At 60.8% G+C, this 14,626-nt stretch carries 17 protein-coding genes; 9 read left to right on the top strand and 8 right to left on the bottom strand.

All coding sequences use genetic code 11. From position 1 onward, the window contains the following. Positions 1–53: 53 nt before the first annotated feature. Entirely contained in the window at positions 54–2,024 is a 1,971-nt protein-coding gene (locus NW826_RS08470) for a DICT sensory domain-containing protein (protein WP_414509892.1), read from the top strand. Positions 2,025–2,182: 158 nt separating this feature from the next. Here NW826_RS08470 and NW826_RS08465 read toward each other — a convergent pair whose 3' ends face one another. Both NW826_RS08465 and NW826_RS08460 read right to left on the bottom strand, forming a co-directional pair. Next, on the bottom strand, positions 2,183–2,743 hold the full coding sequence (locus tag NW826_RS08465; RefSeq protein ID WP_414509891.1) for an SRPBCC family protein: 561 nt from the start codon (positions 2,741–2,743) through the stop codon (positions 2,183–2,185). 99 nt (positions 2,744–2,842) lie between these two features. Further along, entirely contained in the window at positions 2,843–3,088 is a 246-nt protein-coding gene (locus NW826_RS08460; RefSeq protein ID WP_414376160.1) for a hypothetical protein, read from the bottom strand. A gap of 154 nt (positions 3,089–3,242) precedes the next feature. Between NW826_RS08460 and NW826_RS08455 the strand changes: the two genes are divergently transcribed. Continuing rightward, a complete protein-coding gene (locus NW826_RS08455; protein ID WP_011431548.1) occupies positions 3,243–3,332 on the top strand; it encodes a cytochrome b6-f complex subunit PetN in 90 nt (29 codons plus the stop codon). Between the two features lie 59 nt (positions 3,333–3,391). Then, complete coding sequence (locus tag NW826_RS08450; RefSeq protein WP_414332874.1) at positions 3,392–3,544, top strand: hypothetical protein; 153 nt, start codon at positions 3,392–3,394, stop codon at positions 3,542–3,544. Here the strand turns inward: NW826_RS08450 and NW826_RS08445 are convergent, their stop codons facing one another. The 3 genes from NW826_RS08445 to NW826_RS08435 form a co-directional block, all read right to left on the bottom strand. Continuing rightward, the gene (locus tag NW826_RS08445) at positions 3,545–3,958 is read right to left on the bottom strand and encodes a DUF309 domain-containing protein (protein WP_414509890.1); all 414 of its coding nucleotides are present in this window, start codon (positions 3,956–3,958) and stop codon (positions 3,545–3,547) included. It abuts the gene before it with no gap. Further along, positions 3,958–6,465, bottom strand: a complete 2,508-nt coding sequence (locus NW826_RS08440) for a GAF domain-containing protein (protein ID WP_414509889.1) — start codon at positions 6,463–6,465, stop codon at positions 3,958–3,960. The genes NW826_RS08445 and NW826_RS08440 overlap by 1 nt, the downstream gene beginning before the upstream one ends. 131 nt (positions 6,466–6,596) lie before the next feature. Continuing rightward, a complete protein-coding gene (locus NW826_RS08435; RefSeq protein ID WP_414509888.1) occupies positions 6,597–7,415 on the bottom strand; it encodes a TatD family hydrolase in 819 nt (272 codons plus the stop codon). A 146-nt stretch (positions 7,416–7,561) separates the two neighbouring features. On the opposite strand from NW826_RS08435, the gene NW826_RS08430 reads away from it, so the two are divergent. Further along, entirely contained in the window at positions 7,562–8,149 is a 588-nt protein-coding gene (locus NW826_RS08430; RefSeq protein WP_414332867.1) for a thioredoxin family protein, read from the top strand. On the opposite strand, the gene hisN is transcribed toward NW826_RS08430, so the two are convergent. Then, entirely contained in the window at positions 8,134–8,943 is an 810-nt protein-coding gene (gene hisN, locus NW826_RS08425) for a histidinol-phosphatase (protein ID WP_414332865.1), read from the bottom strand. The genes NW826_RS08430 and hisN overlap by 16 nt on opposite strands. A gap of 61 nt (positions 8,944–9,004) precedes the next feature. Here hisN and NW826_RS08420 point away from each other — a divergent pair, with 61 nt between their 5' ends. Both NW826_RS08420 and NW826_RS08415 read left to right on the top strand, forming a co-directional pair. Further along, complete coding sequence (locus NW826_RS08420) at positions 9,005–9,637, top strand: biotin transporter BioY (RefSeq protein ID WP_414348989.1); 633 nt, start codon at positions 9,005–9,007, stop codon at positions 9,635–9,637. Between the two features lie 181 nt (positions 9,638–9,818). Further along, positions 9,819–10,259: a hypothetical protein gene (locus NW826_RS08415; RefSeq protein WP_414509887.1), complete on the top strand. Its 441-nt coding sequence runs from the start codon at positions 9,819–9,821 to the stop codon at positions 10,257–10,259. Between the two features lie 122 nt (positions 10,260–10,381). On the opposite strand, the gene NW826_RS08410 is transcribed toward NW826_RS08415, so the two are convergent. After that, a complete protein-coding gene (locus tag NW826_RS08410; protein WP_011431538.1) occupies positions 10,382–10,498 on the bottom strand; it encodes a photosystem II reaction center protein I in 117 nt (38 codons plus the stop codon). Between the two features lie 368 nt (positions 10,499–10,866). Here NW826_RS08410 and NW826_RS08405 point away from each other — a divergent pair, with 368 nt between their 5' ends. Together NW826_RS08405 and hemB are read left to right on the top strand one after the other, a co-directional pair. Continuing rightward, positions 10,867–11,820 carry a lysophospholipase gene (locus tag NW826_RS08405; protein ID WP_414332859.1) on the top strand — a complete coding sequence of 318 codons (954 nt, stop codon included), beginning with the start codon at positions 10,867–10,869 and terminating at the stop codon, positions 11,818–11,820. Positions 11,821–11,848: 28 nt separating this feature from the next. Then, positions 11,849–12,835, top strand: coding sequence for a porphobilinogen synthase (gene hemB, locus NW826_RS08400; protein ID WP_414332857.1), 987 nt, complete (start codon positions 11,849–11,851; stop codon positions 12,833–12,835). 21 nt (positions 12,836–12,856) lie between these two features. Here the strand turns inward: hemB and NW826_RS08395 are convergent, their stop codons facing one another. Continuing rightward, positions 12,857–13,375: a hypothetical protein gene (locus NW826_RS08395; protein ID WP_414332855.1), complete on the bottom strand. Its 519-nt coding sequence runs from the start codon at positions 13,373–13,375 to the stop codon at positions 12,857–12,859. Positions 13,376–13,697: 322 nt separating this feature from the next. Between NW826_RS08395 and NW826_RS08390 the strand changes: the two genes are divergently transcribed. Continuing rightward, positions 13,698–14,618, top strand: a complete 921-nt coding sequence (locus tag NW826_RS08390) for a TIGR01777 family oxidoreductase (protein WP_414332854.1) — start codon at positions 13,698–13,700, stop codon at positions 14,616–14,618. Positions 14,619–14,626 lie beyond the last annotated feature (8 nt).

Below are 14,626 nucleotides of genomic sequence, written 5' to 3'. Positions count from 1 at the left end.
TTCAGGTTGAGCGTCTTTGTGCTCCCTAGCGATCGACACCTGCCCATAGGGCTATGACTTCTACCCGCCCTAGATCCCGCCAGAGCCGTCAGAGTCGGACTTCCCTATTGAGCGATCTGCTACAGGCCTTGCCCCATCTGCGCCCGCAACTTTATTTCAAGTCTTCTCTGGTTGCCCTCAGCCACGCCATTGAGGATCAGGTGTTGCAAGGTCAGGGATCCCCGTGGGTGTTCGCCAATTTTCAAAAGGAGCGCTACTACCGCCAGGAGGCGCGGCGTTATCATCGCATCAGCGCGGTTGCCCAAGATGTGTTTGTGCTGGCCACTCCCGAGACCGATTGGACTCAGGGCGACCTGCTCCCTAACTTTATCCCCCTGGATCCGGAAGATCCGCTGGCCCAGGAGTGGCATTTGATCGTCATCGATGCCCACTACACCACCTGCTTAGTGTGTCGGGAGCGGCCCTGGCAGGGCAGCGATATGGATGCAGCCCGACAGTTCGATGGCGTCTGGTCGTTTGATCGCCTGGTCGCGGTTCAAGCGGCTTTGGCACTGCTGCCCAAGATCCTCGGTTACCGTCCAGATCTGGCCCCTCGCTTGGAGCCGATCCGCCAGCATCTGGAGGGATCCCTGCAAAACTCCGCCAGCCAACTGAATCCAGGGCCCTTCACCGAGCGGCTGATCACCTATCTTCAGGCAGGGCAATACAAGCTGCAGCGGGCCTATCGCACCATTCAGGTGCAAGAGCACAAAGAACGCTTGATCAACCGCATCAGCAGCGCCATTCGCCAGTCTTTGCATCCCGGCGATATCCTGACCATTGCGGTGCAGGAACTGGGGCAAGCGGCAGGAGTGGGGCGCTGTTTGATCTACCGCTACGATGGCCAGGTTCCTGCTGTCCAGATCGAGCACGAGTATCACACCCTGAGAATGGGCAGCCTCAAGGGATCCCTCTGGCCCGTGCAAAGCAACCCTTTTCTGCAGGAGGCAATGGCCTCAGCACACCTGGTGTGTTGCGAGGACAGCCAGAAGGATCCGCGTCTGCATTGCCTGCCGGAGCTGTGGCAGCCGGCCCAAATTCGCGCTTGGGTGGCTCTGCCGATTCTCTATCAGGGGCGGTTGCTGGGCCTATTGGAGCTGCACCACGAACACCCTCGCCGCTGGCAGCCGGCCACTCTGGAGTTGGCAGAAGCCATTGCCAATCAAGTGGGGGTGGCCCTCTTACAGGCAGAAGCCTACCAGCACCTGGAAGAGCTGAATCGCCAATTGCAGGATCTGGATCGGGCCAAGTCGGAGTTGATCGCTGTGATCGGGCACGAGCTGCGCACCCCTTTGTCCACCATTCAAGTGTGTCTGGAGTCGTTGGCCGGCGATCCTCATATGCCCTTGGAGATGCGCCAGGAGATGTTGAATGCGGCTCTGCAAGATGCCGGTCGGCTGCGGGAGTTGGTGCAGGATTTTCTCACCCTCTCCAAGCTGGAAAGCGGTCGCGTTCGCTGGCATATCGAGCCGTTGTCTGCCCAAGAATGCGTGGAGCTGGCCCTGAGCAACGTCAAAGCGCGACGGCGGCACGAAGAGTTACCCACCATCGAGCAGGCGCTGCCCAGACGGCTGCCGATGGTCAAGGCGGATGGGGAATGGCTGGTGGAGGTCTTGCGCAAGCTGTTGGACAATGCTTGCAAGTTTACTCCTCCCAGCGGGCGGATCTGGGTCCGGGCAGAGGTGGAGCCATCAGCCGGCGAACCTGGAGAAGCGATGGTGAGATTTACTGTGGCCGACAGTGGACGTGGCATTGAACCGGAGCGCTTACAGGTCATTTTCGAGCGGTTTTACCAGGCAGAGGGGTCCCTGCGCCGTTCCGTGGGGGGGACGGGCTTGGGGCTGGCCATCTGCCGGCTGATCATCGAGGCGATGGGGGGGCGCATCTGGGCCGAATCGGGAGGGATCAACCAGGGCAGTGCCTTCCACTTCACCCTGCCGATAGCCAACCCACAAACCCAGAGGCAGCCCTCGATGGCCGCCTGAACCCTAAGAAGTGAAGGTCTGCTGCGCTAACCTGGGATCCCAGCCGGCAAATGCAAATTGCCAATATCCAACAAATCAGGCTGCCGCAAAGCTCTGGCCTAGATCCGTAGCTCCCCTCTCCCTTTGGGAGAGGGGCTGGGGGTGAGGGATGGCACACCCTATTGGGAACATAGACTCAGGCAGCGCTCCCGAATCGCCTGGAGGTTAAAGGCCAAGTCCCGGCGGAGGCGCCGTTCCACCAGGCCGACCGGCATGCGACGCGGCGGCTTCACCTGCAGGTGGTAGGTGAGCAAAGTTTGATGGTTTAGCCACTCGGCCAGTTCCCAAAACCCCTCGAAAAGGAGAAAATCCCCTTCCACCTCCTGGAAGCGAAGCTGGTGGGGAAAGATTTCCTCAATGGCCAGCACCACTGCCGCCGAAAAGCGGGCAAATAAAACCTTTTGGGATCCCACCTGGCGCACCAGTTTGCGGCCATTCTCGCTGCCGAGGAGGCGGCTTTCCACCAAGTTGGGAATGAACTCCGCCAGATGGTCGTAATCGGTTAAAACCTGCCAAACCCACTGCCGCTCCACCGGAATAAGGACGCGGCCCTGCACATGGCGGCGGCGCTCCCCCAAGTCCTCCACCTCCACCTGGATGTCCTCGGGAACCGGGATCCCGTCTTCCGGGGCAGGGTCTAGGTGCCCTTGTTGGGGATCCTGTGGGGAGTCGGAAGGCATGGCCAGCAATCGGAGCGCGTCAGAGTTGCAGAACAAAGGAGAAGGGCCAGCAGCCCCAACCCAGGCCCAGTCCATTGTAATTGTGCATCAGATAGCGCACTAGGGGAAAAGGGCCTGGAACCAGGCGACGATCACCTGCCACACTTGATCCAGAAGGGCAAAGGGATCCCGCAGCTCTTGCAGCACCTGCCGCGGGCCAATCCTAAAGACCACGTACAGCACGGCCAGGAGAACTACGATCCCCACCGCCGTCCAGATGGCCTCCCGAACCACCCGCACCCAGAAAACCAGCATAAAAATGGCGATGGCCACCGCGGCCACCAGCGGCAATGTCTCCAGTACCATCGGATCCCCCCTCGTTTGGCTCAGATGTTTTGGATTTGACCCCACTGTAGCCAGTTTGAACTGAGAATAAGGTGCTCGCAAATGCCCGCTGACAAGGGATCCCATCCCGTAAAATGGGATCACCCCGATGAGCCTTCTTTGCTTGGCTAGATCTATGGACATCATCACCTTTGGCTGGGTTGCTGTTGCTGCTTTCTTTGCCCTTTCCATTGCCTTTGTGGTCTGGGGCCGTAACGGCATGTAGTGGATCCCGCCTGGCCCTGTTGTTGCTCGAGGACTTCGTCCTGCTCTATGGAAATTGACTTGCCCTGGGTTGTCCGCCTCGCCTACGGCAGCATCTTTTTGCTCTTGACGGCTGTCACTGTGGGCGTTGGCTACATCACCTTTATCGACTGGCGGGATCGGCGGCGGCGCAGCGAGGCAGAACGGCAAGCTCGTCGCTCCAAGCGTCGGTAGCTACTGGGGTTCTGGGAGATTCCAAGAAGCCTCGCGATCGGGCCTGTCGTCAACGGTTCTCAGGACAGGAGGGGCCACCCAGGGCAAGGGATCCTCAGGCTGGAGGCAAGAGAGATCTTGCAGGAGAATCTGGTTGGCTTCCCACAGAGCTTGCAGGTTGTAGCCGGCGTAGGTGGGCAGAAAATCGGCCAGCTTGCGGTTGGCCTCCCCCAGCAGGATCATGCAGCCGCGGCGGTTGCCGTTTTGCAGGTGGTAGTAGGCCACGGCGGTTTGCAACAGCCCCTGGTAGAAGCGCCGCTCCGGATCCACCGCTTCCATCCACAGCGCCTCCAGAGTGTCGTGGCAGGCGTAGAATTCCCCCCGGTTGAATTGCTCAACCGCCCGTTGCAGCGCTTCCAAATCGCAATCGCCCATTACGCGATGAAAGAGGTCTGCCCTGGCAGGGATCCCTGCGGCAACACCAGGGTAAAGCAGGTCTTGCCCTGGCCGCTTTCTATAGAGACGCTGCCCCCCAGCCGCTGCATCCACTGCTTAACCAAAGCCAGCCCCAGGCCGGTGCCGCCCCGCTTCCAGGGATCCCCGCTGGGGATGCGGTAGAACTTCTCAAAAATGCGCTCCCACTCGCTGCGGGGGATCTCCACCCCCTCGTTGATAACCCGAATTTGCACTTGTTCAGGGCTGAGGCGGCGCGCCGTCACCGTGATGCGGTGGTGAGGCGGGGTGTACTTGCAGGCGTTGTTGACCAGCTCCTGCACCACCCGCTCCAGACCCACCTGATCCGTCACCACCTTGCCCACCGCTGGGTCAATCTGCCACCGCAACTGTTGCTGATTGGCCTGGGCCCGCTGCACAAAGGGCTGGAGCACAGTGGGCAGCCAGGCGGCCAGGGACACTTCTTCGAGATGAAGGGGCTTGGATCCCTGCTCCAGCCGCTGCAGATCCAGCAGATCGCTGACCAATTCCGCCTCGCGCTCGCACTCCTGCTCCAGGATTTGCAAGTATTGCTCCCGTTTTTGCGGGGTGCGGGCCATTTTCAGCAGTTGGATGGCCATTTTCATGTTGGTGATGGGGGTGCGCAGCTCGTGGGAGACGGTGCTCAAGAAATCATCTTTGAGGCGGTTGAGGCGTTCCAGCTCGCTGATTTGCTGCACCGAGGCCTGGTAGAGACGGGCCTGGCGGATGGCGATGGCACAGTGATCCGCCACCTGCTGCACCACCCGCACCTCCAGCTCAGAGAAGCACTCGTCTGCCGGCTTGGCCAACCACAGATCGCCCAACACGGCCTGATCCTCCCGCAGCGGACATACCAGCAGGGTCAGCCCTTCCCGCCGCGGGATCCAGCTTTGCCCCGACAAATGGCACAGTTGCGCCGCTTGCCCCCTTTGCAGTTGCCGGTAGAGATCCGGGTAGTCGGCTAGGGTTAGAGCGATCCCGCCGGCGGGCGGCAGGGCGGCGGTGTATTCGTAGCGCACCGTGGCCTGGCCAGCTTCCGGATCGTAGAGACAGAGATCGCAGCCTTGGATGGGCAGCCCCAGAGCCAACTCCTGCACCACTGCCCGCAGGATCTGGGCTTCGTCCAGGGTGGTGCGCACCTGGTCGGTGACCCGCTGCAAGAGGGCATCCATAGCCAGAGAGCGCTGCAGGGCCGCCGTCCGCTCCTGCACCTCCTGCTCCAGACGGGCGTTGAGATCTTGCAACTGCCGGTAGAGCTGGTTTTGCGTGATCGAGAGGGCCAGGTGCACGGCAGCGCGGCTGACGAGCTCCAGCTCTGGGGCCGACCAAGCCTTGGGCTCGTCAATTTTCAGCTCCCGCCAGGCGGCAAAAGAGATCAAGGGCAGTTGTTGACGGGGATCCTCCCAACCTTCCCCTTGGGCGGGCCAGCGGTAGCCGGCCCAGTGGGTCTCTTGGCAGATGGCGCCACGAAACACGCTCAGCCAGCCCACCACCTGCTCGTTCCAAAGCAGCGGCACCGCCAGCAGCCCGCGGATGGGCGTCTGCTGCACCTGCGACCGCAGTTCTGGCCACTTCTCCAATTGCGAAAGCGACCAGGTTCTCACCCCGTCCCCTGCCGACTTGCCTCTTCCCACCTGCTCCTGCAGCCAGGCGTCGTATCCTGCCGGCGGCTGGCTCCCATAGCAGTGGAGAGTCTCCAAGCCCATGAACTGGATGCGCAGCCGCGCCCCGATCCCTTGGAGCTGGGCGGTAAGCTGCTCCAGGACGGTGCTCAGGGTGGTTTCGGGGTGAAGCGGCGAGTACACCAGCGCCGCAATTTGGTTAATCAAGCGTTCCTGCTGCGCCTTCCGCCGCGCCTGCTCCAGCAATTCCGCCTGGGCAATGGCAATCGACACCTGATCCGCCACCAACTGCACCACCTGCAGCTCCTCAGCAGAGTAGGAGCGCGGCTCGGTGTGGTGGGAGACCAAGAGCCCCCACAATTGCTGGTGATGCAGGAGGGGCACCACCAGGGAAGAGGCCACCCCCATACACTTGAGGTAATGGGCATGGCAGGGATCCACCGGCCGCTGCGGCACCTCTCCTAGAGGCAAAGGCTGGGCCTGGGCAAAGCGGCCCAGTGGCTCCGGCTGGCTGAGGGAGCGGGTCTGGCCCTCCACATCCACGATGACCCGCACCTGGGCCAGGCGAAACAGCTGCCGCGCTTGCTCAGGAATATCCCCCGCCGGAAAAGTCAAACCCAGGAGAGAGGGCAGCCGCTCAGCTTGTCGAGCTTCCGCCACCACCGTTCCATGACCTTCCGGGTCGAAGCGGTACACCTTGACCCGATCCGTGCCCAAAAAGGCGCGCACCTCCTCCACCGTTGCCCTCAGGATCTGATCCAGCTCCAAAGATTGCCGGATCTGGTGGGTAATGCGGTTGATGAGGGCATCCCGGCTGGTACAGGCTGCAGGGGCCAAGTTCTCCATAGCCATCTCTACATAAGGAAGCGCAGAAGTATTGAAAGCTACACTCCCTCTTTCACGATAACGCCCCCTGCCGGGAAGTTACAGAGCCGCAAGGGAAAAGCTTAAGGAATTCAAAAGTTCTCCACTCTCCTTCACAAAGGGGGCTGGGGCAGGCGGAAGAGGCGGGCGGCATTTTGGCTGGTCTGTTGGGCCAGGTCTTCCAAGGGGATCCGCAACAGCTCCGCCAGGGTCTGGGCCACCCGCTGCACGTAGGCCGGCTCGTTGCGCTTGCCGCGGAAAGGGGTGGGGGCCAAAAAAGGGCAATCGGTTTCCACCAAAAGTTGGGACAAGGGCACCTCCAAGGCCGACCGGCGCACGGTCTCGGCGTTCTTGAAGGTCACGATGCCGCTAAAGCTGATGAAGCAGCCCATCTCCACAAACAGCCGCGTCTCCTCCGGGGATCCGCTCCAGCAGTGCATCACCACCCGCAGCGGCCCCCCTGTGGCCAGGGCCTCCTTGAGGATTTCGTAGGTGGCTGCTGCCGCCTCGCGGCAATGGACGATCAGGGCCAAATCCTGCTCCTGGGCAATGGCAATGTGGGCGCGGAAGGATTCTTGTTGCCGCTCGATGTCCGCCGGGTCGGACTTGTAAAAATCTAAGCCCGTCTCCCCGACGGCCACCACCCGCGTGTCGCTGGCGGCCAACTGGGCGATCTTTTCGGCCAGATCCGGCTGCCACTGGCGCGCCTCCAAAGGATGCAGCCCCACCGACAAGAAGACTTCGGCGTACTGGTCGGCAATGGCCTGCAACTGGGGAAACTCTGCTGGCGTTACACAGGAGTGCACCAGTTGCCGGATCCCGGCCTGGCGCCAGCGCTCGGCCACCTGCGGTAGATCGTCTGTAAAGTCGGGATAGTTCAAGTGGACGTGGGTGTCCACCAGAGGGGCAGCGGGCAAGACGGCGGTGCTCAAGGCTCAGCTCCCGAACAAAATAGTGTTGCAGACTCTATCCAATTGTAAAAGCGGTTCCCGGCTGGTTTGGAGCGCAGGGATCCCGTTCCGCCCATTCCTATGGGAGCATGAGGATGATCCAGAAAGTTCACAGTTGGAGGCTTGCTATGGCCCGTACTCCCTCGACCATGCTGCCTTTGGGCACCCCGGCCCCTGACTTCAGCCTGCCGGATGTGGTGAGCGGCCAAACCATTTCCCTCTCTACTTTTGCCGACAAGCCCGCTTTGCTGGTGATGTTCATCTGCCAGCACTGCCCCTATGTGAAGCACGTGCAAGAAGAGCTGGCCCGCATTGGCAGAGATTACAAGGATCGCGGCGTCGGCATTGTAGCCATCAGCGCCAACGATGTGGAGAAATACCCCGACGACAGCCCCGAGAACTTGAAGAAGATGGCCGAGACCTTGGGCTTTACCTTTCCCTTCTGCTACGACGAAAGCCAAGAAGTGGCCAAAGCCTTTAGCGCTGCCTGCACCCCCGACTTTTTCCTGTTCGATGCGGAGCGCAAGCTGGTCTACCGCGGCCAACTGGACGACAGCCGCCCCAGCCTGACGGATGTGCCGGTGACGGGCAAAGACTTGCGGGCGGCGCTGGATAACCTGCTGGCGGGCAAGCCCATCGATCCTGACCAAAAGCCCAGCCTCGGCTGCAACATCAAGTGGAAGCCCGGCAATGAGCCTGCTTATTTTGGTGGGTAGCTCCCGTTTTTTTGAATTGCGGCCAGGGCCTGGCGATGCAAGCTGGGGTTGGCCGCCGCCAGCACTTCTCCCCTAGAGGTGCGGGTTAGGGGCTCCCCCGACCAATCAGTAATCACGCCGCCGGATCCCTCGATCACCGGCACAAGGGCGGCAAAATCGTAGAGGGCGAGGCCACACTCCAGCACCAGATCCACACAGCCGCTGGCCAACAGGCCGTACTGGTAGCCGTCGCCGCCATAGGAGGTGATGTGTACTGCTCGACTGAGCTGCTGGAAACGCCGTTGTTGGTCGGGGTGGGCGAACAAATCGGGGGTGGTACAGCTCAAGTAGGCGCGGCTGAGGTCGCTGTTGGTTTTGGTCTGGGCGGGTCGTCGGCAAGAGGGAGTAATCCACTGGGTGGGTTCTCCCTGCACCCCCAGCCAGCGCTCGCGCAACACCGGTTGATCGATGATGCCCAGAACGGGGCGATCCTCTTCCAAGAGGGCGATCAGGGTGGCAAAGGTGGGCTTGCCGGTGGAAAAGGCAATGGTGCCATCCAAGGGATCCAGAACCCAGGTGTAAGGGGATCCCGTCTGGTGAAAGCCAAACTCCTCGCCAAGGATGCTGTGTTGCGGCACCTGGGCCATGAGCAAAGCCCGCATCGCCTGTTCTGCCTCCCGGTCGGCCACCGTCACAATGGGGGAGCGGGCTTCTTTGTATTCCGCTTGCAGCTCTCCGCGAAACAAGGGGCGGATCACTGCTCCGGCAGCATCGGCCAGGGCCTGTGCCAGTTCAATCCATTCTGTTTTGACCACCTTTTGCCCACCGCACCTGCGCGTTTCCTCTTTTAGCATAAGGAAAGATTTCTCCCCGGTTATGCGGTCTGGCCTGCTTTTGACTCCTCTGGAATGGCTCTGGACGGCGATTGGGGTGATCCTGACCATTTTGGGCACCCTGACCCATCTGAGTTTTCCGTCGGAGCTGCCTGGGCTGGGGGGATATAGCTTCTCGCTGCAAATCGGGGGCGTGCTGCTGACGGCTTGTTTGGCGGGGCCGGTGGCGGCGGTGTGCGCCCAGATCGTCTACTTGGGGCTGGGGCTGGCGGGGTTGCAGGTGTTTGCCCAGGGGGGAGGGTGGCAGTACCTGCACCAGCCCACCTTTGGCTACTTGTTGGGTTTTTTGCCGGCTGCCTGGGCCTGCGGGACGATTGCGTTTCGGCAACGGGATCCCCATTCGCTTCCTTCTTCCTCTGTCCGCCAACGCACTGCCGCTGTCAAGAGGCTGGCAGCCCCCCCGGTGGGCCTCCAGGAGCTGGGATCCGGCAGCTTGGTGGCTTTGGCCTTGATTCACCTGACCGGGATTGTCTATCTTTTGGCCACGCAACCCTGGAACCAGGAGTTGCTGAGGTTGATCAGGCTTTACTCAGGCTATACCCTGCCGGGACAGCTCATTGTGGCCAGCTTTGCCGCGGTGATGGCGGTGCTGCTGCGGCGCTTACTGCTGCTCTGAAGCAGGGGAGCCAACTGTGCACAAAAGCCCATGCAGATTTGGGTGGAAGCGCATCTTTCCCCAGGCTACGGCAACAGAAAGTAGCCTAGAGTGGTGCTGCTCCCAACGGCAATTCCTGAGGCGGGTAGATGCTTATCCAACCGGCGAGGATCGATCAGATTTTTGTGAGGAGAACAGAGGAATGCAACGGACTGCTCTGACCCTTTTGGCCACTGGCCTTTTGGCGACTGGGCTGGCTGCCTGTGGAGATGGCGGCAGCTCCGGGGGCACGATCATCACTCCCCCCCAGAGCCCAACGGTTTCGTTGATCAATGCGCCCACTTCTGTGCGGGTGGGCACCTCCACACCGGCTTTTACGGTGCAGGTGAGTGTGCCCGGCGGCGCCCGCCCAACGCAATTTGTTGAGCTGGAAACGTTTAACCCCAATGGCGTGCGCGTGCAGCGGGAGTTCTTCAGCCCGCAACAGGCTAACTGCGCTCCCGGAGCCACCTTTTGTAGCTTCATCACCGACTTCCGCGTCGCCACCGGGGATCCTGTGGGCGTTTGGCAGTTCCGGATCACCGCCTATGACCAGCAAAACCGCTCCGGCTCCCAAACACTGCTGATTACCGCCTTCCAGTAAACAATTCCGGCTGCCAGGTTGGGTTGGGAACTTTATGAATCTGAGGGGGAATGCCCAATACCGAGCACCCCCCTCAGGAGATGGCTATTTTATTTTCGCAGCTCGCAAGCTGCCCGGATCCCTCACTCCATGTCCCGCCGGTTGGGGTTACGGGCGGGGTCGTTGCTCAAAAAGCCAAACACAAAAAGCCCAACAAAAAAGATGACAACCGCGTAAACAGAGATTTTCAGTAACAGCATAGTTTCAGCAACCTGTTTCCGACTGAATGAACCGAGGAAGCGATAAGGCAATGGTAAGGCAAGGGCAAATAGCCACAGCGACGGGATCCCGTCCAACCTGAGGCTTTGCAAAACTTCTTCACAACATCATACCTCCCGGCGGTTCCCTTTCCCGCCATTGGCCCCGCTTTGCCCCGAAAGATCCTCCCATTACGCCCCCGCCAAAGGCCACGCAGCCTGGCCTGACAGGGATCCCCGGCAAGAGCAAAGATTGTTAAGAAATATTTGAGACTGGAAAGAAAGATTGCGGCGCCTGTGGGCGACCGGAATATAGGAGGATAAGGTCTGCGGCTTTGCCAGGTCTTGCCGGATGTGTATTGGATTTAACCATGCCTTCTGATCGGTTGGGCAACTTAGGAGCTCTGGATGGGGGTCAGCCGCAACCTTCGCCGGGGATCTGTCGATCTCAGGAGGTGTTGCTGGCGGACGGGATGCCGGCCTTTTTGCGCCACTGGCCGCAGGGATCCCCTTGTGGGCGGGTGTTGCTGTTGCACGGCAAAGGGGATCACGGCGGCGGGTTTGAACCCTTGGCGGAGGAATTAGCTGCCCAGGGATGGGAGGTTTTGGCCCCGGATATGCGGGGATTTGGCCGCTCCGGCGGCATCCGCTGCTGGATCGACCGCTTCGGCCAATACCAGGCGGATCTGGAGGAGATCACTCAGCAGGTCTGGCCGCAGAAGAGGATCCCGCAGATCTGGTGTGGGTACAGCGCGGGGGCCAATTGGGTTACGGAATATGCCCTTGCCCATCCTGAGCAGGTGCAGGGCTTGATCTTGATCTCTCCGGCCTTCCGCATCGACCACTATTTCACCCCCTTGACCTACGCCCTTCTGCAGGTGTTGGACAGGGTTGTTCCCCAGTTGGCCTTGACCGGCCTTTACGATCCGGCACGGGTGACTTCCTTGCCAGCGCAGCAGGCCGCCTTTGCGGCAGATCCCTATGTGTGTGGGGTAACGCGGGCCAGATTTACAGCCGAACTGGTGCGCAGCGGGCGGCGCTGCCTCGAGCAAGCCCATCGGCTGGAGCTGCCGGTTTTGCTGCTCTACACCTCTGCCGACATTGTCGTCAATCCTGCCGGCGCTGTGGATTTTGCCTGTCGGCTCCCCAACGGTGAGATCCACGATTTTCCCCAATCGCGCCACGACCTTTTGCACGACTGCCAAGCCGAAGCTGTCAAGGAGACTCTCCGCTGCTGGCTGGCCCGCCATTTCCCCCCTTGCCCTGGCTATCGCCTCTCTCCCCCGACGAGCACCTCGGCCCCTGCCGACCTCATGGCAAAATAGAGACGCCCTCTTTTTCTTTGCTGCTCTCATGAGCCAAGACTTGATCTACCGTCCCCGTCGGCTGCGGCGCACCGAAGCCCTGCGCCAGATGGTTCAGGAAACCCACCTGCGGGTGCAGGATTTGATCTATCCCCTGTTTGTCATGGAAGGGGAGAACCAGCGGCAGGAAGTAGAGTCGATGCCCGGCTGCTACCGCTACACCCTGGATCTGCTCCTCAAGGAGGTGGAGGAAGCAGCCAACTTGGGGATCCCGGCGGTGGCTTTGTTCCCGGTGGTGCCGGAAGAGAAAAAGGATCCCACCGGGCGGGAGTGCTTCAACCCGGAAGGCTTGATCCAGCGGGCGGTGCGGCGGATCAAGCAGGAGATCCCCCAGATCTTGGTGGTGACGGATGTGGCTCTGGATCCCTACAACAGCGACGGCCACGATGGCATTGTGCGGGACGGGGTGATCCTCAACGATGAGACGGTAGAAGTTCTGATTAAGCAGGCTCTCTCCCAGGCGGAAGCGGGAACCGATATCGTGGCCCCCTCCGACATGATGGACGGCCGTGTCGGCGCCATTCGGGAGGCTCTGGATAGCCAAGGCTACACCGACGTAGCCATTCTGGCCTACTCCGCCAAATATGCCTCTGCCTTCTACGGCCCTTTTCGCGATGCCCTGGGATCCGCGCCCAAGTCGGGAGACAAAAAAACCTATCAAATGGATCCCGCCAACGCCCGCGAAGCCATTAAAGAGGTGGAGCTGGACGAAGCCGAGGGGGCAGACATGGTGATGGTAAAGCCGGCCTTGGCCTACTTAGACATCATCTATCGGGTCAAGGAAGCAACGGATCTGCCCGTGGCCGCCTACAACGTCAGCGGCGAGTACGCCATGATCAAGGCTGCCGAACAAAAGGGCTGGATCGACGGCAAAAAAGTGATGATGGAATCGCTCTTGGCCATGAAGCGGGCCGGTGCCGACATCATCCTCACCTACTTTGCCAAAGAGGTGGCCTTGCTTCTCAAACAATCCTAGGTAATTCTAGCCAGCGGCAGTCTATGGCCTGGCAGGCGGCTGACGGAACTGCCCGATCCAGGAAGGAGGGATGTTCTTCTCCTCGTCGGCTACCAAAGTACTGGGATCCACCAAGCGCACCTGAATTTGATTGGGCGGCACCCGATTCAGACGTTCCTTGATCAGGGCCTCTCGTTGCAAGGGATCCATGCCGCGATCCACCCCCTCCTGCAGCCGAGAAATCCGGTTGGACAAGACCTCGATGTGCTGCTCCAGAACTTGGAGCCGATGGTGCTGGGCCAACTGCACCGGCAAGAGGCGACACAAACCACTGAGGGCAGCCGCCGTAAACAAGACATTCACCCCGATGTGGCAGGCCACCTCCCAGGCTTGCGGCTCGTGGGCAGGCCGGCGGGAGCGAGTCGAGGAGCGGGCAACCGGGAGAGCGGCGGGATCCCCTTGCCCACTTGCCCGAACCAGGGATCCCTGCGAGCGATGGGCTCGTGGAGCAACGGAGATATCTAGCTGCGATCCAGCAACCTGCTCTACGCGCACAGACATGCGGCCAGCCGGAGTACGGGAGGAAGACTGAGGTGCCACGGGTGAAGGGAAGAAAATAGGGGGACGATGAGCCGCCTCTGCTGCCAAGAAGCGCAGCTAGGGCTTATTGAAGCCGATTTTCCCCGGTGTGTCAGGCTTTGTCCCAAAACATTTTCGCTTTCGGACGCTGCCACTTGGCCAAGCTCGGCAAACCGATTACGGGATCCCAAGCCATCGCCAACGTCGGCAAGAAAACGCGCTAGGCTAGAGGTTCCCCTTGTCAAAAGGCCCCGCACCGATCCAAGGACGAGGGCAGTTATGTAGAGGTCAGTCGGATCCCCATATGCGCATTGTCATCACGGGTGGGAGTGGTTTTATCGGGCGTCGCTTGGTGGCCCGTCTGCTGGAGCAAGGGGATCAGGTTTTGGTCTTGAGCCGCCGCCCCGACCAGGCCCGCCGCCTGTTGGGGGAATCCCCCAACCTCAAGCTGCTGCCCTACGATCCCTATCAACCGCAAACCTGGGCCACCGCCCTGGAAGGGTACGAGGGCATTGTCAACTTGGCCGGAGAGCCTTTGGCCTCTTCTCGCTGGACAGAAGCCAAGAAAAAAGAAATCCGCCGCAGCCGCGTGGAGACCACTCAAGCCCTTGTCCAAGCCCTCGCCTCCCTCGACCAGAAGCCCCAGGTGATGATCAGCAGCTCGGCGGTGGGCTACTACGGCTCCCACCCGCAGGGAGAGCCCCTGACAGAGGCGGATCCCCCGGCCCAAGATTTTCTGGCAGAAGTCTGTCAAGCCTGGGAAGCTGCCGCCCGGCCCGCTGAGGAATTGGGGATCCGCCTGGCCATCGTGCGCACAGGGATTGTGTTGGGGCCAGATGGAGGAGCACTGGCACAGATGTTGGCCCCCTTCCAGTTCTTCATCGGCGGAACGATCGGCTCCGGCAAACAATGGCTCTCCTGGATCCACCGCGAGGATTGGGTGAGTTTGGTCTGCTTCCTCCTACAACAGGGATCCGGGGTGTTCAACGCCACCGCTCCCAACCCGGTGCAAATGGAGGAGTTTTGCCGCACCTTGGGCCAGGTCTTGGGTCGCCCCTCCTGGTTGCCCGTGCCGGAGCTGGCTCTGGAACTGCTGTTGGGCGAGGCAGCTCAAGTGGTGCTGACAGGGCAAAAAGTGATCCCTCAAGCGGCTTTGCAGATGGGCTTTACCTTCCAATACCCACAGTTGAAAGAGGCACTGCGACAGATTCTCCTCCCCCCTTGACCAAGACC

This window comes from Synechococcus sp. OH20 (assembly GCF_047502685.1).
Taxonomy (GTDB): Bacteria; Cyanobacteriota; Cyanobacteriia; order Thermostichales; family Thermostichaceae; genus Thermostichus.
This window is presented reverse-complemented; position numbering and strand designations above follow the sequence as displayed.